Source organism: Rhizobium sp. CFBP 13644 (genome assembly GCF_014842165.1).
GTDB lineage: Bacteria > Pseudomonadota > Alphaproteobacteria > Rhizobiales > Rhizobiaceae > Agrobacterium > Agrobacterium tumefaciens_C.
Genome location: NZ_JACYVF010000002.1, coordinates 230,840 through 252,181, shown reverse-complemented (window position 1 = coordinate 252,181; position 21,342 = coordinate 230,840). Strand labels below are relative to the sequence as shown.

Sequence of the window (21,342 nt, the reverse complement as noted above, 5' to 3'; positions counted from 1 at the left end):
GCCGGTCAGGGCCTCCATTCTCGAAGGAAACCTTTATGCACCGTGTCTCTGACGGCGGCAAGCAAAGCCGTGCCGATCGCAAGCGGCTGGAAGAAATTGCCCGTATTAAGGGCAAGCTAATTGTTGCCCGGCTCAAGCTTGCCGAGATCGACAAGAAATACAGCCTGCCAGCTGGCACGGCTGGGAACGCAGTTTATGAGCCGCATGTGGCTGGCGAGCGTGCAATTGCAGCAGCCCTTAACACCCGTCCTCATCTCCTTTGGTTTTCTCGCTACCACTCAAATGGTGAGCGCCTTTCTCCGCAGCCATCAGCAAATTATCGCAACGGTCGCCGTAGTGAGCCCGAAGCCTCTCGTGTGGCTGCCTGATGCGTGGCGCGGTTCGTGATCGCTGCTCTAGCCTGCCGCACCTGAGTGCAAGGCTGTTCGATCGCCCCGGCTGTCAGACCCAATCTCCGATCCGCGCCACACCCAGACAATCCCTGATCAGCGGGCATCCCACAATGACGAAACCACATGCCAATTTCGACACCAAGATTTTCATTCCGGCGCAGTGCCAGCTGTGCCGGTGGGCCGAAACCCTGCTGATTTTTGTACCTGCGTTCGCAGGCGTTTCGGCCGCCCTCTTCCTCATCGTCAAGCACATTGGAGCCTAACAATGAATGCAGTTCTCAACCACACAGCTATTCCGTTCTTTGATCGCGTTCCTTCTCGCGGCAAAGAAGCTGTAATCTCCGTTTTTGACCACATAGTTGAGCGGTCCTGGACACTCAAAGAAGCCTATACGTTCTTCAACAGTACTTTGCGCGGCAGAGGGATCGTGGGTCCTACCTGGCCCGAATTCGAGGACTGGTATGCGCGGGTCAAGAACGGCCTAATCGAGCGACCTCATCCGTCTGAGGCGATAGTCGCAATCACGCCATACCATCCAACGATCAAAACCGTCATCGAGCGCGAGATTGTAAAGCAGCCGCTTGTGATCGCTTGCCATGCTGCCAGCCAGGCTGCCGATTATGATAGCCTGAAACAGGCCCGAGGCATCGTAGAAGCTGCTCACCATCTGTTTGAGGCAAAAATTGCTGCCGGTCACAGCCCATTATCGGTTTCGATCGAAGACACGATCGTTGCTGAGGCATTGCGCGAGCTGCTGCAGGCAGACGGCGAAGGTCTTTTTGCCGACGCTACGTCCAACGCTCTCGACAGCGCTCTATCCTTCCTTCAGCGCGGCACAGATGAACAGCAGGATAAGCTGCTCGATCTCCTGACCATGGATATGCAGCAGGAACTTTGCCGAGAACTGGTCAAGCGTCCTCCCCCGCAGCCTCGCTGATTTCAGATCATCGCACCGTTCCCCCAGGGAGCGATGCCAGATGCCGGGGCGGCCAACTCCCCCTGTCCCACCGCCCCGGCATCGAACTTTGCCCTTAGCAGCTTGCAGAGATTTTCATGATCAATCCGTATTCCGAAGAAGAACGCCTACAGGCCATGATTTCGGCTTGCTATACCGCTAGCCGCTCTCACTTCAATCACCTGCCCCTGCGCCACATCATCAATCCGCCTGTCGATATGTTCGATGCGAAGCTTGCCAGACAGATGGCAATCTACGTCCTGCATATCGATTTCGACGTGCCGCGCCGTCGTCTTGTGTCTGTGCTTGGTGTCGCTCGCTGGACCGTTATGCAGGCGGTTCGCACCGTTGAACAGCGTCGGTTTGAAGCGCTGTTCGACCGGGCGTATGAGCGCATTTCTGCCCGTGCAAAAGACAACTTCACGACCGCGTTGCACCAAGCTGTAGGACAGGACGCGTCCTATGGCTGAGTTCGTTCGCGCCACTATTTCTGAAATTCACGTTGGCGAGCGCTTGCGCCCGATAGACTTGGATTATGCTGAGGCAATTGCCGCCTCGATGTCGGAGCACGGGCAGATCAGCCCGATCATGATCCGACGCACTCCAGCCAAGAAGGGCACACCTTACACACTGGTCGCCGGTGGCTACCGCACCACCGCCGCCAATCTGCTCGGTTGGGCCGAGATCGACGCCATCATCGTCAAGGCTGATGGTGTTGAGGCGCAGTTGCTCGAAATCTCCGAAAACCTTTATCGCAACGAGCTCAACCCGCTCGATCGCGCCATCTTTGTCATGAAGTACCGCGAATTGTGGGAAGAGAAACACGGTAAAATCACTCGCGGCGGTGACCACAGTGCAAAGGCGCACGATGCACCTTTGCTGTTTTCCAAAGGCAGAGCGCTTTCAGAGCAAGTTCAAGAGCGGCTTGGTATAGGGCACGATACCTATAAGCGGGCTCTCAGCATCGGCCGGAACATTGATCCGGTATTGCGTCTGGCTGTGCGTGGCACCACCGCCGAGAACGATCAGTCACAGCTCTTGAAGCTGGCGAAGCTGAGCCGTGATGAGCAGATCAAGGTAGCCGGAGCGCTCAGAGCTCACCCAGATGTCAAAATGGCGCTGTCATTCACTAAGCCCCCGGCTTTGGTAACGGCACCGTCGCAATCATCCATTCTCACCAAACTTATCGCAGCCTGGGACGAGGCCAGCGAGGAAACACGCGACAGCTTCCTTGAGCATATCGGCATGTCAGGCACGCCCGATGCGCTTATGGCTGCGATCCGCGAGGAGGCAGCATGAAACGCGACCCCAAACAAATGGACTTCTTCAGGGAGGCGGTATTTCCAACCCGCATCGCATCGGAGAAGCTCGACATCGAGCGCTTCCGGTCCACCCTGAAGCGCGAGATGGCCCGCGCTATCCGCGAGTGCAAGCACGACCGCGAAACCATTGCAGCAAAAATGGCCTATTTCCTCGGCTTGGAGAAGGTGTCGAAGGCGGCACTGGATGCCTATACCGCCGAGAGCAAGACAACCCACGATATCAGCATGCCGAGGTTTAAGGCCTTCGTGCGCGCTACCGATGCCAACTGGCTTTGGGACATCGTTGTGGCGGACGATGGCCTGTTGCTGCTCGAAGGCGACGAAGCCCGCCTCGCAGAGATCGCCCGTGTTCGCCAAGAGCAACGCAAGCTCGCCGAAGAACTGAAGCTGCTTCAGGCGACACCGGTTCACATTCGTCGGGGCCGCAAATGAAAAAAGAATGGTTCACATCCGCTGAGCTGGCAGACGCCAACCTCCCCGGCCTCGCAAAGTCGCGCAAAGGTATTGAGTATTTCATCGCACAGTCGGGCGTCCGCTCGACGACGAAAACTCGCCAGCGTGTCGGCCTTGGTGGCGGGTATGAGTACCATTATTCGTTTTTACCGAAGGTCGCCCAGGCAAAGCTCGTGTTTCTCAATACGGAAGTGCCTGTCGATACCCGCCGTTCAAAATCCTCAAAGCTACTTTGGCAGCGGTTTGAGGCGCTCTCGGACGTTCATAAAGCGACCTGCAAAGCCCGCCTGGACGTTCTCGTCGAAGTCGAGGATCTGAAAGCGGCAGGCCTACCAGCTGTAAAGGCCATCGATCACTGCGCCCGCAAAGCAGATATCTCCGCGAGAACCATCTATAATTGGATGGAATGCGTCGAGGGCCAGTCGCGTCAGGATTGGCTTGCGGCTTTGGCACCATCATTCGCTTTCAGCGGCACCGGTGAAGTCGCAGAAACTAAGCTTTGCCACCCGCACGCCTGGGACATTCTGAAATCCGATTACCTGCGCCCGGAGCGTCCGTCCTTCAGCTCGTGCTTCCGCCGCATGATGATGGTCGCCCATGAGCAAAAACTAGAGCCAATCCCTTCCGAACGTTCCCTGCGTCGTCGCCTTGAGGTCGAAGTGCCAAGGGCCGCCCAGGTAATGGCCCGCGACGGCAAGGACAAGGCAAAGCAGCTTTTCCCGGCACAGCAGCGCTCGGTCGCTGGCCTACATGCCATGCAGATCGTCAACACCGATGGTCACAAGCTCGATCTTTTTGTGCGCGTTCCGTGGTCGGCAACGCCGGTTCGCGTGACCCTCATCGGCATTCAGGATGTGTATTCACGCAAGGTGCTGTCCTGGACGATTTCCGAGTCGGAAACGTGGGAAGCCGTGCGCAGCTGCATCGGCGCGATGATCGAGAACCACGACAACGCGATCCCCTATCACATTTACATGGACAACGGCCGCGCCTTTGCCGGGAAGATGATTTCCGGTGGCGCAAAGAGCCGTAACCGCTTCAAGATCACTGAAGACGAAGTTGCTGGCCTTCTGAAGACGCTCGACATCGAGCCGCATTTCGTGAAGCCCTACTCCGGTCAGTCAAAGCCGATCGAACGCGCATGGCGCGATCTGGCGGAAGAGATCGCCAAGCATCCTTTGATGTCCGGTTGCTACACCGGCAACAAGCCAGACGCGAAGCCGGAAAACTACGGCAACAGCGCCGTGCCGCTCGATGTCCTGCAACGGCATGTCGCTTCTTGCATCGACGAACATAACGCGCGCCTCGGCCGCAAGACCGAAACGGCGAAAGGTCGCAGCTTCGCACAGACTTTCGACGCAAGTCTTGCTGATCCTTCGACCATTGTTCGCTACGCCAGTTCGTCGCAGCGGTCGCTTTGGATGCTCTCTGCCGTCGCTATCACTGCCCGCAAGCCGGACGGCGCAATCCACATGCACGGCAACCGCTACTGGAATGCGGCCCTCAATCAGTGGATTGGCAAGAAGCTCACAGTGCGCTTCGATCCCGCCGATCTGCACAAGCCGATCATGATCTACGATCCACAGGGCCGGTTCCTGTGTGAAGCCGAGTGCCTGGGCATGACTGGCTTTAACGACACAGATGCCGCCCGCACCCATGAGAAGGCCCGCAAGACACACCAGAAAAATCTGGCAGCGGTCGCCAAGAGCAATGCAGCGCTGACACCGATGCAGCTTGGCGAGATCATGGATAAGGGCCGCAAGGCCGCTTCGCGCCAGCCAACCAGCCAGCCGGTTCGCCCGGTGGTCACACGCTTGGTCACGGGCAATCTCGCCCGTGCGGTTTCGGTCGAGGCCATCAGCGAAGATCAGTTCGAAAACAGTTTTGCGCGTGCCCTCTCCCGGATTCCGGGTGGGGAGAGCGCGATCCTCCAATTCCCCTCGGGGAACAACGAGGCTGGCAAAAGACCAGCCCGTAAAAGCAGAGCCGAAAAGTAGTGCGTACGGTTCCAGTCCAAAAACAGGGCGAAAAAAAAGAGCGAGCCAAAGAGCCCGCCCAATACTTGAACAAAAGGAACCTTAGATGAAAAAGACAACCAGCACAAACACGGTCTGGGACCAGACAAATCCCACGCCCGAGTTTCTTGCCAAGCACCCGCCCGCCGAAGTTGATGTGTGGCGTAAACTGACGGCCCGCGTGGTCGAGATCGCCATGGCCAGCACATGGAGCAAGGCTGAAGTGTCGCGCCGTTCCGGTGTGCCTGAAGGCACCATGTCGCCATGGTTCGCTGGCAAGTACGCCGGTGTCCTGGCCAACGTCAATCAACAGGTTGCCAACTGGCTGAATGCGATTGAGGAAAGCCAGAACATCGCATCAGCTGTGCCTGTATCTCCACCCTTCCAGCGCACAGCCGTGGGCATGGATGTCTATAACACCTTGCTGTTTACACAGGTAACGGCAGGCTTCACCGCGATTACGCTTGCCTCTGGCTCGGGCAAGTCGGCTGCGGCAAAATACTTCTGCGCAACCCGCCCTCATTCCTTCATGGCGACGCTGAGCCCAAACACAAAGACCGTCCACGGTATGCTGGTCGAGTTGTGCACGGCGCTTGACGTGCAGGAGCACAATCCTGCCCGGTTCGTCCGCGCCATTGGCTCCAAGCTCCAGCGCGTTGGTGAAGGTACGATCCTCATCATCGACGAAGCCCAGAACGCGGTACCGGACGCCATCAACCAGTTGCGCCACTTCGTTGACATGTACGGTTGCGGCGTTGCCCTGATCGGCAACGAAGAGACTGCGACGGCTTTCGTCAAAGATCAGGGCCGATCTGTCGCCAGCCGTGCACAGGTGCTGTCTCGCTTCGACAAGCTGCTACGCCGTGAACGCGATCCCGTCGGCGATGCCAAGCTTCTCATTTCGGCCTGGGGCGTCAGTGATCCCGATTGCGAGCGGTTCCTGCTCGGCCTTGCTAGCAAGCCCGGCCATTTGCGTCTGATCGACCGCACTATGAAAGCGGCCAGCATGACGGCTTTGATCGATGGCGAAGAGAATGTGACGGTCGCCCACCTCCAGGCTGCGTGGAAGTCCCGCAACATGGAGGATGTCCGATGAACACGGAAACCTCCCCCCTCAAAGTCCACCTTGAGAAGCTCACAAACGTGTTCAAGCGCGCCGAAACCTTGAGGCCCGACGAGACGCTGATCCTCGACGCTGTTTCAGCCAGGACGGTCTTGAAGACGCTGAAGGTTCTCACACAGCAGGCCGGACATCTTGAGCTAGAGGTGTCCATCCTTCGAGACAGTGAGGCGGGCAAGCTGGTTGCCGACACCGCCGAACAACTGGCCACCGGCGAACTGGCAGGCATGCTCGATGCAGCCGACAGCAACGTAATCCGTTACGATTTTGGAGGAAAGAAAGATGACCAATAAGCCATTGTATCTGTCCGATCTGATTTCGGACTTGCAGCGCAAGTTGAACTCCGTCCTGGTCGATGAAGGCTGTATCCGCCTCGACGGTGCGAGATCCGCAACGCTTGTTACTACCATGGGCAAGCTGGCTGACCACGCCCGCAATCTCGAAAGTCACTTGTCGCTGACCGAGTTGAACCGTCGCGCCTTCGCAGATCGCGAGCAGCTCATCGCAAACATGACCGCCACCACAGCCAAAGTCCTTGAGCTGATGCGGGACGATCGGGACGACGACAAGATCGTCCAGTTCCGCCCCAAGCCGAGACACGCGCACGGTCCATCCGTGCCGCCTGGTGGCGACGCTGCTTAACTCCCCCATTCACATAAAATTCTGAGGTTCTGAAAATGCAGTCCGTAATTATAGAAGAAACCAACAAGCCCGGTATCGTCCCTGTTAACGGCAAGGATTACATGCTCGATGCCAAGGGTTCGCTGGTACCGCTCGAACTGGTGAAGCCAGCCGACAAACTCGAAGACGAAACCGTGCGCAAGATCATGGCCTTCGCCGATGAGCTTAACGCGCAGATCAGCCGCTTTCGCGGGCACACCATGACTAACCTTGGCGAATTCGATGCCCTGCTAGAGCAAGAATACAATGCCAAAAAAGGAGGTCAGAAGGGCAACCGCACCTATCAGACGTTCGACGGCCTGATGAAAGTGCAGGTCGCTGTATCTGATTTCATCGACTTTGGTCCGCAGCTACAAATCGCAAAAAAGTTGCTCGATGATTGCCTCAACGAATGGTCGGCTGACAGCCGTCCGGAAATCCGCGCCGTCATCACGAAAGCTTTCAACACCGAAAAAGAAGGCACGGTGAACCGTTCAGAAATCTTCATGCTGCTTCGTCTCGATATCCAGGACGAGCGTTGGCAGGAGGCTATGCGGGCGATCCGCGAAGCGATGCGGATTACAGGCAGCAAGGAGTATGTGCGATTTTATAAGCGGGCGGCAGTTACTGACAGTTGGCATGCCGTGACCATCGACCTAGCTAGAGCGTGAGGGCACCATGAAATCGTTATTTGGCGACCTCTTCCGATTGCTTAACGAAAGTGATGGAATCCCAATCGAAGACATATTGCGCGGAGAGCGCAGTCAATTCGTTGCAGATTCTATCCAAGCAGACAATTGCTTCCTTTTGATACGCTACAAACCTGCCGCTGTTTTCTATGATCCAGCTCTCGTAAGCGACGCTCATACCTTGAGGCGTATTCTGAAGTTTTACCCGATTAATCACCGACTGAACATGATCATCCATTTCCTCCAGGCGCGTCACATCAGCCGAGAGCTTCCCGCCGAACAACTGCTGCGCGTTAACGAACTGCAAATTATTCAAAACGCGATTTATACGCTGCCACGGCCAAGAGATAGTTCCGATGTTCCGCTCCATGTAGTCGATTTGGTCAATATGATTTTTGAAGTCATCGAGACTAGCCTGAACGGCTTGCATCTCTTTCTGGGCCTCCCTCAACCTCTCAAGATGTGGAGAGGTCGCCCTCTCAACGAGCAGTCGGTCTTTCCGAAGAGAAAGCTCGAAAAGCTGCTGGTGCCTAGTTTCTTGGGCGCCCTCGGTCGCTTTGCTTTCGCGCACAAGGTCACGGTGGCGCCTCTCGCTGTTATCGTCGGAAAGCCTCATCTGACGAACGGTGAAAGCAGCTGCAAGCACAGCCGCGATTCCAGAAATCAGCGTCTGGAAATCGAAGATGATTTTTCTCCACCAATCTCCGTCCGTCTGACCGTGAGCTATTCTAGGCGCACCAAGGATTACGGCCGGAATAAATGCAGCCAAAATCACAAAGATGAGAAGCCCCATCAAAACCCGTTGTTGTCTTTCCGACATAGATTCCCCCGCCCACTGCTTATCAACGTGTCTCACTTTTCTACCGAGTCTGGAAGCACCAGAAAGGCAGGTGCCTGATGGGTGCGAGAAAACCTATCCTTGGCTATCCGTCGCGCACCGCAGCCGTCATCGACATGCGGGGCAAAGGCCTTTCGATCTCCAACATTGCCGAAAGGCTCTCCATCACCTCGTCAGCCGTGTCGGCGTTGGAGGCTTCCAACACCCGTAAAGAAACCCGCAGAGCCGAAAGCTTCGGGATCGAAGGTCATCGCGCCGTTCAATTGAGCAACGAAGCTTATCGCCGTCTGAGGCCATATGCGGCGCGGCGGGACATGTCGGTCGATAACCTCGTGCAGATGATCATCGAGAACGCGGTGACCGACGACCTGGTCGGCGCAATTCTGGATGATGGCAAGAACTGATGGTGGGCTGTTAATGACCAGCAAGCGTCAGATTCCCGCCGCCTTCACCAGAGGTCATGTGCTGTGCAATCCGGCAGGAAGACTTGTCCCGTCAACATTGCGCAGCACCAGAGACGATGCGATCGCGGCGAAGCACCGCGTGAAAAAGACCCGAGAGGCCGCCTGGCAGAAGGCGCAGGCGAAGGGTTGGAGCGTCCAATTCGTTTATGTCCGCGTCTTTATCCCGGTTTTCAAGACAACCTATTCCACCACAGAAATCAGCGAGGTTCATGATGTCGAGGACGTTTGACAGACTGATCACCGCCGAAAAACAAGACGGTGATCTCCCAACCGCAAGCGCAGTCGATATCTGCCTGACCAGCCTTGCCGCCAAAATCGCACAGAGGCTTTCGCTATGAGCAAGACGATTGCAGCCATCAAGATCGAACAGAAGAAGGCTGGCCTAGACGACGACACGTACCGCGCCAAGCTGATGAACCTGACCGGCAAAACATCAACGACGCAAATGACCGAGGCCGAGCGTCAGAAGGTTCTCGTCAGCCTGCGGGATAACCGGCCAAAACTTGCGCCGCTTCGCCAAGACGGCCGCGATGGCAAGCACAAGCTTTCCGGGAAGTACCTGCCGAAGATGCGCGCCTTGTGGATTGCCTGCTACAATCTCAGCATCATCGACGATCGCCGCGACAGCGCGCTTGAAGCCTTCGCCATGGGTCGCCAGTTGCCCGCCATCTCGGATATGCGCTTCGTCCACAGGTCGGAAGATGCTGCCAGCGTGATTGAGGCCTTGAAGGGAATGCTGTCGCGGTTCGGCGTCATTTGGGCGGATGCCAGCCAACGACCAGATTATGAGAAAAGCAACGGTTACAGGATCGCCCGCGCACAATGGGCAATCCTCTCACCAAAAGCATCGCGTGATTTTTGGGCTGTTGTCACCGACCTTGTCAACGAGGATGCCACCCATCGGAATTTCAGCGACGCGGAGTGGATCACCGTCATGAACTATTTCGGCACCCATATCCGTCGCGAGAAGGCCGCCGAGAAAAAGACATCAATCTGATGAGCGAAGAGCACCTCTTCCATTCGAACAGGATATCCCGTGGCCGAAGATCTAACCCTTGATCTGATATCGACGCTTGGTGAAGACGGCTTCTTCTCGCTGGTCGAAGCCCACGCTGGCGTGCGGCTTTATATTCCGGCCGATCCTGATAGAAGCGAACTTCCTTCGATGATCGGCGTTGATGCTGCATACCGTCTAGCCAAAGCCTATCCGGGCGGATATATAAGGGTGCCTCTGGCTCGCGAGTTTCGAGCCCGCCGCTATGTCGATGCTGAGATGAGCAACCGCGATATTGCAAAACGGTTGGGCTTGACAGAGAGCGGTGTTGAAAGACTATTGAAGCGCGCCCGAAAACGGGAGCCGCTCAAGTCCAGGCGAAAGATAGATCCCCGCCAGATCGAAATGTTTTGAAGGCCCGCCCGCAACGGCGGGCCTGATTTCGTTTGAGCCCGCGATCTATTTTGCCCCTATCCGGCAACCCTTCGTTGCCACTTGACGGGGCAATGAATGACAACCCAGACCTTTGATGAATGGTTGATTGACCGGTTGCGCATAACTGGCGCGTATGGCGGCAAGCTCGATGGCACTCATGGTCGCGAAGTGATTGCCGCCCTGGAACGTTTTCAGGGTGCCTTCAATATTCCAGTTACCGGTAAAGCAGATGCGCTGACCGTTACCGCACTTCGTGGCGTTATTAGCAAAAACCCTGCCAGCAATCTCGTGAAGTTCGATGCCATCCCCGCGTTGATCGAGCCCGTATGGATGCGCGACGCACGTCGCTTTATTGGCTTGACGGAGATCCCCGGACCAAAATCCAACCCGACAATCATGTCTTGGGCAAAGAACCTCGGTGGCTGGATCGCGTCCTGGTACACCAACGACGACGTTCCCTGGTGCGGGCTGTTTATCGGCAACATCATCGCCAATACGTTGCCCAGAGAACCACTTTTGGCAAATCCGCTTGCTGCTTTGAACTGGAAGAAGTTCGGCGTTGAAGGTGTCGCTGCTCGCGGCGCAATCCTTGTTTTCGAGCGGACTGGTGGCGGGCATGTGGGGCTTTATGTCGGTGAAGACCGCACCCACTATCATGTCTTGGGCGCCAACCAGAACAACTCTGTCTCCATCACCCGCATCGAGAAAAAACGCTGTGTCGCCAAGCGGTGGCCAAAGACTGGTGAAGCTCCGATCGGTGGCGCGGTTCAACTCTCGACCAACGGCGCGCCTATCTCAAAGAGTGAGGCCTGATCCTTGAAGCCATCTTACGGAACCTCCAAGCGATACTTATGGGGCTCTTTCTGGGCGTCGTGGGGCGGAGTTTATCTTCTCATCATCGGCGCTCTTGCTGGCTCCACCGAAGCTGTAGGCATGGCGACTTTAGCCGTTCCCTCCTTGCTAACTCTGATCGCCACCATGCTCGGCGTTCATCGCCACTATGGCAGCAAGGACTTTGAAGCCACAGCCAGCGCCGAAACTACTCCGCCTTCGACCTCGTCCTACAATGCGCAGGATGATCCTCCAATCCCGGAGGCGCAACGATGATCGCGGCCTGGGCTTCGAAGGCGCTCACGCCCCTGATCATCGCTGCCGCCATGCTGACCGCCGCGGCCTTTCTCGGCTGGCTGACACTCTCAACCGTCAATTCCATGGTTGAAACCGGCAGGAAAGAAACAGCGGCAGAACGCGATGCCTACTGGACTGGCCGCATCGAAAAGGCAAACGGGCTGGCCGCTGCGGCTGACGCGAGCCAAGTCCGCGAAGTCCTTCGCATTGAAAAAGAGGCGACCGATCGACTGGCCGCCGTCACCCAACAGCAAGCTAATCTGGAGAAAGTGAATGCGGCCCTGCCGAATGGTGATGCTTGCGGCCTCGGCCGTGATCGCGTCCGCCTGCTCCCACACTGACGACAAACCAGCCCCGCCAGTCGTCGTCAAATACGTGGGGCCCGAAGTGCCGCCGTCCTCGCGCATTCCTTGCCCCGTCACACCTTTGCCTGACCGCGCACTTTCTGCCCAGGAAGTCACAACCAACTGGGGCGCGGATCGCGCTGCCATACTTGTCTGCGATGCCCGGCGTGCCGCTGCGGTTGCCTCGATCGACACCATACCGGCACAGGAGACGATACAATGAACTTCGGTGGCAATGCCGCTCTAGACCTTGCGGCGGAACGTGCAGAGCAGGAACGCGAGGCGAAGATTGCCGCCGCGTCGGCCGCGTTGCGCGGCCCAGGCACCACTGTTTGCGAAGATTGTCCGAACGACATTCCCCGCGAACGTCGCCTCGCCCTGCCCTCGGCAACTCGCTGCATCATTTGCCAGACCCGTCTTGAACGGAGGCTGCGCTGATGCAGGTTTCTGAAGTGGCCGTCTACTGCGGCCTCGCACTGTCAGCCATCGCAATCTTTGGCCACATCAAAGGTTGGATGAACTCTGGTGAAAAAGAACTGACCAAAGAGGTTGCAGGGATCAAGACGGATCATGCTGCCGATGTTGCAGCGCGTAAGGCCGAGGCCGAGGAGCACAAGCGCAAGCTCATTGAGCACGATCGGCGCATCCAAGCGATCGAAGGCGAGCTGCGCCATCTGCCTGACAGAGAAAGCCAGCACCGATTGGAGCTTGCGCTTGAAAAGGTCAATGGCCGTCTCGACACCCTTAACGAGACGCTCAAGCCCATCATGGCCACCAATGAAAGAATGAACCAGCTTCTGGTTGAAACGGCAGGTAACAAATGAGCATCGGCTTTGATTACATGAGGATCATGCGTGAAGAAGCGCGGTTGATCATTCTGCGCGCCTTGGCAGAGCAGGTAAATGAGAGTTTGAGCAGCTCCATGCTCGAACCCGTTCTTGCCAATTTCGGCATTCATCAGGAGCGGGCCTGGGTCCACCAGCAGATCGACTATCTGCAAGTCATGGGCGCTGTTCTTGTGCTCGATGCTAGCAGCGTAAAGATCGCCTCGCTGACTGATTTGGGTCGTCGCCATGTCGATCGACATACCGCCATCGAGGGCGTGAAACGTCCATCACGCGTGAGCGCGTGATATGGCCAAAGCACGCGGTCATCTCTCAGCTATCGACCGGCTTCCTGAGGAATGCTCCGACATTATTTCGTGGGCTTCGCAGGAACTGGCGAACCGCGACCGGACACAGGTCGAAATATACGGCGAGTGGAAAACCAAGCTGATCGCTCTCCAGGGCGAGACCGGCCTTGGTTTTGATATTCCATCATTCTCAGCTTTTAATCGCCATGCCATCCGTCTGTCGCAGATGACCCGCCGTCTCGAACAGACCCGCGAAATCGCCGCGACGATATCCGAGCGAATGGACGCGGCCGGTTCCGATGACCTCACATTGATCGCGGCCGAGGCGATCAAGACCCTGATCTTTGAAATCCTGCAATCGTCCGGCGATGCGGGCCTGTCGCCAAAGGGTGCGATGGAACTGGCGAACGCGCTGCGCGCTGCATCATCTGCTCAGGTGACATCATCAAACCGACGCATGAAGCTCGAAGCTGAAGAGAAAGCCCGCAAGGCCATCGCAGACATGAACGATAAAGCGGAAAAGGCTTTCGACATACTGTCGAACGAACCCGGCATTACCAAGGAAGCCATTGCCCGCGCCCGTCGCGAATTCCTTGGCGTTCGACCAAAACCCAAAACTGAGGATGCAGGCAAATGACCGAAGCTGTCCGGAGCGAACCGTGCAGCCGGTGCGGTGGCATCGGACAAGCCGTAAAGCGCATCAACCGGCGTCGTGACGGCAGCACATCCAGCATCGTCTATGACCTCAAAAGCGACTGCCGACCGTGCAAAGGGACTGGCCTTGCCTGCATGGAGGTGAGCCGTGGCTGAACCGCTGCCCGGCTTGCCACAAGGCAAGTGGATTGACCCGCCGGTACTACCGACCGATCCGGCACAGTTGCCGGTCGAATTGCCTCGTGGCGGTGATATTCCCGACGACTTCGATCCGTTGGCCGATGGCGTTCTTATGGAGCACCAGGCCGAATGGCTCGCAGATGACAGTCTGTTGAAAGGCTGCGCCAAGGGACGCCGAACAGGCATTACCTTTGCCGAGGCGCTGGATGCCACGCTGATCGCAGCTGCGCAACGATCCGCTGGTGGTCAAAACTATTTCTATATTCCTGACACCAAGCCGAAAGGCCGGGAGTTCATCGGCTATGCCGCGCACTTTGCCAAGTCCGTAGCAAAAGAGCTGCTGACGATCGAGGACGGCATATTCTTCGATCAGCGTGCGGACGGCACCACCAATGCGATCTCCAGCTACATCATCCGTTTTAAGTCGGGTTTCCGTATTGAAGCGCTGTCATCCCGCCCCGAAAACATTCGCGGTTTGCAGGGCACGGTCTGCATCGACGAAGCGGCCTTCCACCGTGATGTCCGCGAGGTCATCGATTCGGTTGCCGCCCTCCTCATCTGGGGCGGCAAGGTCCGTATCATTTCGTCGCACAACGGCGTCAGCAACCCGTTCAACGAACTGATCAAGGAAGCCGAGGCCGGTAAGAACGGCTTTAACTTCCACACATTCACCTTCGGCGACGCGGTCAAGAACGGCCTGTTCAAGCGCGTTTGCTTGATCAAAGGTGACGAGTGGACGCCGGAGAAAGAGGAAGAGTGGGAAGCGAAGATCCGCTCGGCCTACGGCACGCGTACCGCCAAGATGAAACAGGAGCTGGACGCGATACCAGCCGAGGCCGAGGGCTCGGCGCTGACACGCGTCATTATCGAACGCTGTATGAGCCGCGATCTGCCCGCCGTTGCGCGCTGGGACCGCCCTGACGACTTCAAGAACCTTGACGACTATGAGCGCGAAGAACAGGCAGATGAGTTCTGTGAAGGTGTCTTAAAGCCGCTTTTAGACCAGCTCGACAAAGAGCGGGAACATTGCTTCGGTGAAGACTTTGCGCGTTCCGGCGACAAAACCGCCATCGTCGTCTTTGAGATCTCGCCCGACGCTGTCCGTCGCGCACGCCTGGTCGTTGAACTGAAGAACATTCCGTTCGACCAGCAACGCGATATCCTGTTTTACATCGGAGACGGTTTGCCCCGCATGGTCGGCGGCGCGCTCGATGCGCGAGGCAACGGCCAGTATCTTGCCGAAAAAGCCCGCCAGCGCTGGGGCGAGTGCATCCACGAAATCATGCTGTCGCCCAAATGGTACGCTGCGAACATGCCCGGCTACATCGAAGCCTTTGGCGAGAAGTCGGTGCTGTTTCCCTACGACATCGATGTCATCGCCGATCATCAGGGGCTGGCCTATGTCAATGGCATCATCAAGGTGCCCGATGGCCATTCGACCAAGGGTGTCGATGGCTACGACCGCCACGGCGACACGTCGATTGCCGGTGCCCTTGCATTCTTCGCCTCCCTTCAGGAGGCCATTGCCTACGAATATGAGACCGGACGCAAGAGTGCCGGCACATCCATGCGCGGCCACAACGGCGGGCCGCCAATCGAGGATGACCGGCGCGGCCGCACGGTGGACGTTTACCTGAGAGGATCATTGTAATGGGTAGTTTTCGCGACTGGCTCGGCAACATCATTGCTGGCCGCGATCTGAGCGACGAACAGGCGGGCGCACAGATCGGTGGCGTCAGGCAGCATACCTCAAATCAGCAGACCATCGGAATGACGCCGGTCAAGCTCGCCTCGATTCTGCGTGCAGCCGACAATGGCGACCCGGAAGCCTTCTTCGAACTGGCCGAGCAGATCGAGGAGCTTGACCCGCACTATGTCGCGCAGCTTGCCACCCGCAAAAGGTCCGTCTCGCAATTGCCGATCACGGTCAAAGCCGCCAGTGACAGCGCCGAGCATGAACAGCACGCGGCTTTCGTCAGAGCGTGGGTTGACCAGGGCATTTTGCGCTCCAGTCTGTTCGACATGCTCGATGCGATCGGCAAGGCCATTTCTTTCATGGAAATCGACTGGCAGGTCCGCCATGGTCATCTGTGCCCTGCGAAGCTGACATGGCAAACGCAGCGTTGGTTTACCTTCGACAGGATGGACGGCGACACGCCACTGCTGCGCGACGTGGGCGGTGACAAGCCCTATGCGCCACACAAGTTCATCGTCCATCGCTCCAAGGTAAAATCTGGCCTGACCATCCGTTCCGGCATTGCCCGTGTCGCCGTCTGGTACTGGATGTTCAAAAGCTTCACCGTGAAGGACTGGGCTATCTTCTGCCAGAACTACGGCCAGCCGATCCGCATCGGCAAGTATGGCCGAGGTGCAACAGAGGCCGAGAAGGATGTTCTGTGGCGGGCCGTGTCGGGCATCGCAGGTGACTGCGCGGCCATCATGCCACGCGAGATGCTTGTCGAGTTTCACGAGGTCGGATCGAAGAGCAGCTCAACGGACATGTATGAGCGCCGCACAGACTGGCATAACCGCGAAGTCTCCAAGCTGGTGCTTGGTCAGACGACAACCACCGACGCCGTCTCAGGTGGCCATGCAGTCGCCAAGGAACACAGACTTGTCCAGGAAGATATTGAACGCTCCGACGCGCTCGAAACATCGGGTAGCCTGAATGCTCAACTCATCCCGAACATGGTGGCATTCAATTTCGGGCCGCAGGATCACTACCCGACAATCGCCATCGGTCGACCGGATGAAGTTCCGATCGAGATATTCTCGTCGGCATTCGAGAAGCTCGGCCCTCTTGGTCTGACGGCGGATGCCGGATGGATGCGTGATCGCCTGGGCATTCCAAAGCCTGACAAGGATTCGGAAATCGTCGGCGGACGTGCGCCAACCGCAGCGCCGATCTTTCCTGAAAAACCACAGACAGCGAAGCAGAGCCTTGATCGCCTGTTTGCTTCTGCCCACGCTGCCGGGAATGGCGATATCATCCAGACATTGAGCGACCGGCTAGAGCAGGAAGCGGCCGATGCGATGGACGGAATGATCGAGGAAGTCCGCAAAGTTCTGATGCAGGCAACCGATCTGGCAGACGCTGCGAAGCGAATGGCGGAACTCAACTTGTCGGCCGATGATCTTGCAGAAGCGATGGCGCGTGGCATGACGCTCGCGCACCTGGCCGGGCAAGCGGCCCTCATTGATGACATTGCGGGACGGGCATGACAGGAAGCCCGCTGGCGCGCTTCAAGGGGTTATTTGCGGCAATCCCCGCACCAAGCTCTAAAACCGCTTCTACGGCCTTTCAAATATCCTCAAATTTGAAGGCGTCCGTCATTGCTCTGATGGCAGGGACGCTGGACGCACTCAGTCTGCCATTTGACGAGGCGGTGGCATTCCTTCGCCAGAAAACCGCCATCCCAACCAAAAGCTACCGCGACGTCTGGGACGCTGCCCATTCGAAGATGTTCATGGTGGCAGGCGCGAACTCTCAGGCGCTTGTCGATGATTTCAAGGCCGCTGTCGTCAAGGCAGCGGAACAGGGCCTGACGCTTGAAGATTTCAGAGCCGACTTCGATGATATCGTGAAGCGCCACGGCTGGCAGTACAATGGGACGCGGGGCTGGCGCTCCAGTCTGATCTTCGAAACCAACCTTGCATCGGCCTATGCCGCAGGTCGCTACGCCCAGATGAGCGAACCTGATACGCTCGAAGCATTCCCGTTCTGGCAATACAATCATTCCGGCGCGCTGCACCCGCGCGTCAACCACAAGGCTTGGGACGGTATGGTCTTTGCCGCTGACGATCCGTTCTGGAACACCAACTACCCACCGAACGGGTACCGCTGCGGCTGCTTCGTAACGCCGGTGTCACGACCAGGTCTTCGCCGCCTGGGCAAGTCCAAGCCCGACGAAGCGCCAAACCTTGACCAGCTCGGGACCGACCAGCCCCGTGGTGTCGATCCATCCTTCGCCTATAATCCCGGTGCGGCATGGCTGACACAGACAGCACCTGGTCCACAGGCCGTAAGCGCGAGTGAAGCGCAGGTCGCGGCTTTTGTTCGGTCCGCACTCAACGGCAAATGGCCGGACGGAAGCTGGACACCGGTCGCGACGGCCCGAAAGGATCTTGCTGCAACGCTTGAGGTGAAGGTAGGAACCGAGATCCGTCTGTCAGCTGATACCGTCCGCAGCCATGTCAAGCATGAGGTTGCAACACCAGACGCTTATGGCGTTTTGCCGGGATTGCTGGTGAAAAAAGGACAGCTGGTGCGCGATAGCAAAGGCAGGTGGGGGATGGCAGGCGACTACGATGGCCAGCCATATTACGCTGCCATCAAGATTGTGAGAAAGGCAGACGGCCATCAGGAAATCTATCTGACGTCTTTGCGCCGGACCAATCCAAAACAACTCGCGAAGATTTTAGGGAATGAATGACGCGCCGGGGGGCCGAATATGCTGATCCCGAAGCTCTCGATAGGAGCCCGCGTTCTGCTCGGCGCGTCAGCCTTAAACATAACCCCGAACAGCGAGGAAAGCAAATATGAGTGGCGCGGGCCTTTCCATCACCATGCAGGTTCTCGATTCGGAAGTCAGTCGCGGCTTTCGCCAGCTCGAAGGCGTGATGCGCGACACGACGCCGGTGATGCGAGCGATCGGCGTTGGCCTTGTTGGATCGACCCATATGCGCTTCGTCACCCAGATGGACCCGGAAGGTAATGCCTGGGCAGCACTGAACCCGCTTTACGCCCAGGATAAACGCAACGCCCGCATCCTGACCGAAAGCGGCCGTCTGCGAAACAGCATCAATGCCAGGGCGAGCAATGACGAGGTTCTGGTCGGCTCCAACCTGATCTATGCGGCACCTCACCAGTTCGGCGCTGTCATCAAGCCGGTGTCTGCTCCCTATCTTCGCTTTCGCATGGGCGGGAACCTAATTAAAGCTGACAGTGTTACCTTGCCCGCACGCCCCTTCCTCGGTATATCATCCGACGACGAAGCGATGATTGCCGAAACCGTCTTTGGTTTCGTGGAACGCTACTCTCGCGGTTAGAAGCCCCCCCTAATCATTGCCGCCCGCATCGGCAGGCATGATTTGCATTTTGCGACCGTGGCATATCCCGGTCATGCACAACACGATTTCGACCCTCATTATTGCTCTTCAGTCGGCAACCGCTGGCGCGCCGGAATGGATGCACGTCATCCCTGCCGGTCGCTTCACCGGAGTCGATGGACGCGGCCCCTACTTCCTGAACGATGCCGCCTCGGTCATCGCGGCTTTCACGACTGAAGGCCGTAAGCTTCCAATCGACGAAAATCACTCGACCGATCTGGCAGGCAAGAAGGGCTTTTCGGCTCCCGCTCGCGGCTGGATCGTTGAGCTGCAATCTCGCGAAGACGGTATCTGGGCGAAGGTCGAGTGGACGCCAGAAGGTTTGTCTCTGATGCAGGGCAAAGCCTACGGCTACGTTTCGCCGGTTTTGCAGCACCCTCCAAAGCCGCCGTACAACATTGCCCGGCTTTTGCGTGTGGCTCTGACCAACGATCCGAACCTCACTCTCACTTCCCTTCATTCAACCTCCATGGAGAATTCAATGGACCTCGAAGCGCTCCGGAAGGCTTTCGGCCTGCCGGAAACCGCAGATGAGGCCGCGATCCTTGCGGCCATCACTGCATCTCACTCCGCCAGCACAAGTCAGGCAGCGCTTATGAGCCGCGTTGCCCAGGCGATTGGCGTCGATGCCACGGTCGAAGGCGAAGCCCTCGTCACGGCGCTGAATGCAAAGCTGAAGCCCGTCACTACGGTCGAGGCCGAGAATTCCGAGTTGAAGGCACAGGTCACGTCTCTCAACTCCCGCCTCGAAACGTTCATCACGACGAACGCCCAGGAACGTGCCGTATCTACCGTCGATGCGGCAATTGCAGCTGGCAAGATCGTACCCGCCCTTCGTGACCACATGATCAGCCGCCATTCCAAGAACCCGGCCGAGGTGGATGCAGAGATCAAGCTGATGCCATCGATCAACGCCGGTGGACTTGGTAATCGCCAGCCGCCAGTGACCGGCGAAACCGCAACCGAAGAAGAACTCAAAATCGCGTCCATGATGGGCGTGGATCCCGAGGCATTCAAGACGCAGCACAAATCGCTGTTCGCAAAGGGAGCGTAAGATGACGGCAACCTCTGATATTCGCCGCAAGTGGCGCAAGGGCGATGCCTACGGGTATCCGGTTCTTGGCGGTGTCCGCATCTTCGGCGGCACCATGATCGGCGTCACCGCAGCCCTTGCCGCTGTGCCTGCCGCTCACCCCAACTGCGTGGCGCTGATCGGTTTCGCCGAAGAGGCCGTCGATAACCGTGACGGCGCAACAGGCGACCGCCTCATCAACGCCCGCAAGGGTGTCACCAACATTCCGCTTGCCGGTGCAACGCCCGCCAATATCGGCGCGATTGTCTATGCCTCGGCCGACGACACATTCACGCTGACTGCGGGCTCTTTGCTCAAGGCTGGCACCATCGATGCCATCGACGCGGACGGCGTCTGGCTCAAGACGCTTTAAGGGGCCGAAATGGACATCAATATTGCTAACCTGCGCGGCATCTACACGGGTCTTTCGACCCTGTTCAATCAGTCTCTTGCCGCCACGCCGACCTTCTACAACACCATCGCCATGACGGTTGGTTCCACGACCTTTGCCAACGAGTACCCGCGCCTGGACGATCTGCCCGGCTTCCGTGAATGGATCGGCGATCGCGTTGCTCATGACGTTGGCGCATCGCTTTATTCGATCACGAACCGTGCGTTCGAAAAGACCATCGCCATCAAGAAACGTCAGATCGAGGATGATCAGATCGGCATCTTCACGCCGATTGCAGCGCAGTATGGTCAGGACGGCGCGTCGTTCCCAGACACGCTGGTGTGGCCGCTGTTCAAGAAGGGCGAAACAACGATCTGCTATGACGGTCAGTATTATTTTGACACCGATCACCCCGGCTATAACGAGCAGGGCAACCAGATCTCGGTTTCGAACTATGCAGCCGGTGCACAGCCAGCCTGGTACCTGATCGATGACACGCAGGTCATCAAGCCGATGATCTGGCAGAGCCGCAAAGCGATCAAGCTTACTCAGATGTTTGCGGAAACCGACCCGAACGTGTTCTGGCGGGATGAGTATGTCTGGGGTGCCGACACACGCGGCAACGCCGGTTTTGGTCTCTGGCAGCTGGCATTCAAGTCCAAGCTGGAGCTGACACAGGCAAACTACGACGCGGCCCGCACCACCATGCAGTCGATCCGCAAGCGCGACGGCCAGATCAACGCGATCCGTCCAACGAAACTGCTCGTGCCGCCCGCACTGGAGGCAACCGCTCGCAAGATCGTGGAAGCAGCCCTGATCAATGGCGGTGACACCAACGTCTGGGCAAAGACCGCAACCGTCGTCGTCATCCCGCACCTGGCATAACCTGATCGGTCGAGCGTTCCACATCGCTCCACTGATGCCGCCAGCAGCTTCTCTCCTAACGGCTGCTGGCGGGTTTTCGGAAAACGGCGCGGTCGCCGCTTTCCTGAAAC

At 57.6% G+C, this 21,342-nt stretch carries 31 protein-coding genes; 30 read left to right on the top strand and 1 reads right to left on the bottom strand.

Going from position 1 to position 21,342, the window contains the following annotated elements:
* Positions 1-35 precede the first annotated feature (35 nt).
* The 11 genes from IFT53_RS06315 (at position 36) to IFT53_RS06265 (ending at position 7,588) form a co-directional block, all read left to right on the top strand.
* Positions 36-368 (top strand): helix-turn-helix domain-containing protein, encoded by a 333-nt coding sequence (locus IFT53_RS06315; RefSeq protein ID WP_192064366.1) that lies wholly within the window; start codon positions 36-38, stop codon positions 366-368.
* 134 nt (positions 369-502) lie between these two features.
* Positions 503-655, top strand: a complete 153-nt coding sequence (locus tag IFT53_RS06310) for a hypothetical protein (RefSeq protein WP_192064367.1) — start codon at positions 503-505, stop codon at positions 653-655.
* Positions 656-657: 2 nt separating this feature from the next.
* Positions 658-1,329 carry a hypothetical protein gene (locus tag IFT53_RS06305; protein WP_192064368.1) on the top strand — a complete coding sequence of 224 codons (672 nt, stop codon included), beginning with the start codon at positions 658-660 and terminating at the stop codon, positions 1,327-1,329.
* Positions 1,330-1,445: 116 nt separating this feature from the next.
* Positions 1,446-1,817, top strand: coding sequence for a hypothetical protein (locus tag IFT53_RS06300; RefSeq protein ID WP_192064369.1), 372 nt, complete (start codon positions 1,446-1,448; stop codon positions 1,815-1,817).
* The gene (locus tag IFT53_RS06295; protein WP_192064370.1) at positions 1,810-2,646 is read left to right on the top strand and encodes a ParB/RepB/Spo0J family partition protein; all 837 of its coding nucleotides are present in this window, start codon (positions 1,810-1,812) and stop codon (positions 2,644-2,646) included. Before IFT53_RS06300 ends, IFT53_RS06295 begins: the two co-directional genes overlap by 8 nt.
* Positions 2,643-3,101 carry a hypothetical protein gene (locus tag IFT53_RS06290; protein WP_192064371.1) on the top strand — a complete coding sequence of 153 codons (459 nt, stop codon included), beginning with the start codon at positions 2,643-2,645 and terminating at the stop codon, positions 3,099-3,101. The genes IFT53_RS06295 and IFT53_RS06290 overlap by 4 nt, the downstream gene beginning before the upstream one ends.
* Positions 3,098-5,119, top strand: a complete 2,022-nt coding sequence (locus IFT53_RS06285) for a transposase domain-containing protein (RefSeq protein WP_192064372.1) — start codon at positions 3,098-3,100, stop codon at positions 5,117-5,119. Before IFT53_RS06290 ends, IFT53_RS06285 begins: the two co-directional genes overlap by 4 nt.
* Before the next feature lie 85 nt (positions 5,120-5,204).
* The gene (locus IFT53_RS06280; RefSeq protein ID WP_192064373.1) at positions 5,205-6,233 is read left to right on the top strand and encodes an AAA family ATPase; all 1,029 of its coding nucleotides are present in this window, start codon (positions 5,205-5,207) and stop codon (positions 6,231-6,233) included.
* Complete coding sequence (locus IFT53_RS06275) at positions 6,230-6,550, top strand: hypothetical protein (RefSeq protein WP_192064374.1); 321 nt, start codon at positions 6,230-6,232, stop codon at positions 6,548-6,550. Before IFT53_RS06280 ends, IFT53_RS06275 begins: the two co-directional genes overlap by 4 nt.
* Positions 6,540-6,899, top strand: coding sequence for a hypothetical protein (locus IFT53_RS06270; RefSeq protein ID WP_192064375.1), 360 nt, complete (start codon positions 6,540-6,542; stop codon positions 6,897-6,899). The genes IFT53_RS06275 and IFT53_RS06270 overlap by 11 nt, the downstream gene beginning before the upstream one ends.
* 35 nt (positions 6,900-6,934) lie before the next feature.
* A complete protein-coding gene (locus IFT53_RS06265) occupies positions 6,935-7,588 on the top strand; it encodes a DUF3164 family protein (RefSeq protein ID WP_192064376.1) in 654 nt (217 codons plus the stop codon).
* Between the two features lie 16 nt (positions 7,589-7,604).
* On the opposite strand, the gene IFT53_RS06260 is transcribed toward IFT53_RS06265, so the two are convergent.
* Entirely contained in the window at positions 7,605-8,426 is an 822-nt protein-coding gene (locus IFT53_RS06260) for a hypothetical protein (RefSeq protein ID WP_192064377.1), read from the bottom strand.
* Between the two features lie 77 nt (positions 8,427-8,503).
* Here IFT53_RS06260 and IFT53_RS06255 point away from each other — a divergent pair, with 77 nt between their 5' ends.
* From IFT53_RS06255 to IFT53_RS06165, 19 genes are all read left to right on the top strand, one after another.
* Entirely contained in the window at positions 8,504-8,848 is a 345-nt protein-coding gene (locus IFT53_RS06255) for a hypothetical protein (protein WP_192064378.1), read from the top strand.
* A gap of 13 nt (positions 8,849-8,861) precedes the next feature.
* Positions 8,862-9,137 (top strand): hypothetical protein, encoded by a 276-nt coding sequence (locus IFT53_RS06250; RefSeq protein ID WP_192064379.1) that lies wholly within the window; start codon positions 8,862-8,864, stop codon positions 9,135-9,137.
* A 105-nt stretch (positions 9,138-9,242) separates the two neighbouring features.
* Positions 9,243-9,905 (top strand): regulatory protein GemA, encoded by a 663-nt coding sequence (locus IFT53_RS06245; protein WP_192064380.1) that lies wholly within the window; start codon positions 9,243-9,245, stop codon positions 9,903-9,905.
* A 39-nt stretch (positions 9,906-9,944) separates the two neighbouring features.
* Positions 9,945-10,316 (top strand): sigma factor-like helix-turn-helix DNA-binding protein, encoded by a 372-nt coding sequence (locus IFT53_RS06240; RefSeq protein ID WP_192064381.1) that lies wholly within the window; start codon positions 9,945-9,947, stop codon positions 10,314-10,316.
* Between the two features lie 96 nt (positions 10,317-10,412).
* Positions 10,413-11,150 carry a TIGR02594 family protein gene (locus IFT53_RS06235; RefSeq protein WP_192064382.1) on the top strand — a complete coding sequence of 246 codons (738 nt, stop codon included), beginning with the start codon at positions 10,413-10,415 and terminating at the stop codon, positions 11,148-11,150.
* A 3-nt stretch (positions 11,151-11,153) separates the two neighbouring features.
* Positions 11,154-11,444 carry an NAD(P)+ transhydrogenase beta chain gene (locus IFT53_RS06230; protein ID WP_244656253.1) on the top strand — a complete coding sequence of 97 codons (291 nt, stop codon included), beginning with the start codon at positions 11,154-11,156 and terminating at the stop codon, positions 11,442-11,444.
* Entirely contained in the window at positions 11,441-11,806 is a 366-nt protein-coding gene (locus IFT53_RS06225) for a hypothetical protein (protein WP_192064383.1), read from the top strand. The genes IFT53_RS06230 and IFT53_RS06225 overlap by 4 nt, the downstream gene beginning before the upstream one ends.
* Entirely contained in the window at positions 11,739-12,032 is a 294-nt protein-coding gene (locus tag IFT53_RS06220; RefSeq protein ID WP_244656542.1) for a hypothetical protein, read from the top strand. The genes IFT53_RS06225 and IFT53_RS06220 overlap by 68 nt, the downstream gene beginning before the upstream one ends.
* Positions 12,029-12,247: a TraR/DksA C4-type zinc finger protein gene (locus IFT53_RS06215; RefSeq protein ID WP_192064384.1), complete on the top strand. Its 219-nt coding sequence runs from the start codon at positions 12,029-12,031 to the stop codon at positions 12,245-12,247. Before IFT53_RS06220 ends, IFT53_RS06215 begins: the two co-directional genes overlap by 4 nt.
* Complete coding sequence (locus IFT53_RS06210) at positions 12,247-12,633, top strand: DUF2730 family protein (RefSeq protein ID WP_192064385.1); 387 nt, start codon at positions 12,247-12,249, stop codon at positions 12,631-12,633. Before IFT53_RS06215 ends, IFT53_RS06210 begins: the two co-directional genes overlap by 1 nt.
* Positions 12,630-12,941, top strand: a complete 312-nt coding sequence (locus tag IFT53_RS06205) for a VpaChn25_0724 family phage protein (RefSeq protein ID WP_192064386.1) — start codon at positions 12,630-12,632, stop codon at positions 12,939-12,941. The genes IFT53_RS06210 and IFT53_RS06205 overlap by 4 nt, the downstream gene beginning before the upstream one ends.
* A gap of 1 nt (position 12,942) precedes the next feature.
* Positions 12,943-13,578: a DUF3486 family protein gene (locus IFT53_RS06200; RefSeq protein WP_192064387.1), complete on the top strand. Its 636-nt coding sequence runs from the start codon at positions 12,943-12,945 to the stop codon at positions 13,576-13,578.
* Between the two features lie 165 nt (positions 13,579-13,743).
* On the top strand, positions 13,744-15,426 hold the full coding sequence (locus IFT53_RS06195; protein WP_192064388.1) for a hypothetical protein: 1,683 nt from the start codon (positions 13,744-13,746) through the stop codon (positions 15,424-15,426).
* Positions 15,426-16,997, top strand: coding sequence for a DUF935 domain-containing protein (locus tag IFT53_RS06190; RefSeq protein ID WP_192064389.1), 1,572 nt, complete (start codon positions 15,426-15,428; stop codon positions 16,995-16,997). The genes IFT53_RS06195 and IFT53_RS06190 overlap by 1 nt, the downstream gene beginning before the upstream one ends.
* A complete protein-coding gene (locus IFT53_RS06185) occupies positions 16,994-18,208 on the top strand; it encodes a phage head morphogenesis protein (RefSeq protein WP_244656254.1) in 1,215 nt (404 codons plus the stop codon). The genes IFT53_RS06190 and IFT53_RS06185 overlap by 4 nt, the downstream gene beginning before the upstream one ends.
* A gap of 106 nt (positions 18,209-18,314) precedes the next feature.
* Positions 18,315-18,824: a phage virion morphogenesis protein gene (locus IFT53_RS06180; protein WP_192064390.1), complete on the top strand. Its 510-nt coding sequence runs from the start codon at positions 18,315-18,317 to the stop codon at positions 18,822-18,824.
* 73 nt (positions 18,825-18,897) lie between these two features.
* Entirely contained in the window at positions 18,898-19,938 is a 1,041-nt protein-coding gene (locus IFT53_RS06175; RefSeq protein WP_192064391.1) for a phage protease, read from the top strand.
* A gap of 1 nt (position 19,939) precedes the next feature.
* A complete protein-coding gene (locus IFT53_RS06170) occupies positions 19,940-20,329 on the top strand; it encodes a hypothetical protein (protein ID WP_192064392.1) in 390 nt (129 codons plus the stop codon).
* A gap of 9 nt (positions 20,330-20,338) precedes the next feature.
* A complete protein-coding gene (locus IFT53_RS06165; protein WP_192064393.1) occupies positions 20,339-21,232 on the top strand; it encodes a Mu-like prophage major head subunit gpT family protein in 894 nt (297 codons plus the stop codon).
* Positions 21,233-21,342 lie beyond the last annotated feature (110 nt).